This window comes from Variovorax sp. 10L426, from assembly GCF_056395305.1.
In genome coordinates this window covers 1-351 of sequence record NZ_JBFTJF010000161.1, presented here as the reverse complement: position 1 = coordinate 351, position 351 = coordinate 1, and the positions used below count along the sequence as shown (strand labels likewise).

The window sequence follows — 351 nt, the reverse complement described above, 5'->3', positions numbered from 1 at the left end:
GGGCAGGGGATCTCACCAACTGGGCGTGGACAACGGATGGCGCCAGCTTCGTGGCCACCCCAGCCGCCGACGGCCACAGCGCCCAGGTGGCGAGCCCTGTCTCGGCAGTCGCCGCCGCAGCCGGCGTGCTGACGGCCTGCGCCGACGCCCCGGCTGGCGGCCGGCTGTGCGCCAATGCGGCGCTGTCGCGAGGCGCTGCACCGACGATCTACACCGTGGGCGGCACCGTGTCGGGCCTGGCTGCGGGCAAGAGCCTGCAACTGGCCGACACCAATGGCGACACCCAGGTCGTCAATGCCAACGGCAGTTTCGCGATGCCGGCTTCGCGCGCTGTCGGCACGGCCTACAACG

The 351-nt window shown here is 72.4% G+C and carries 1 pseudogene; it reads left to right on the top strand.

Annotation, left to right across the window (positions count from 1 at the left end):
* Nucleotides 1-50: 50 nt before the first annotated feature.
* Nucleotides 51-351, top strand: a pseudogene (locus tag AC1DHL_RS30260) (hypothetical protein); the annotation flags it as partial.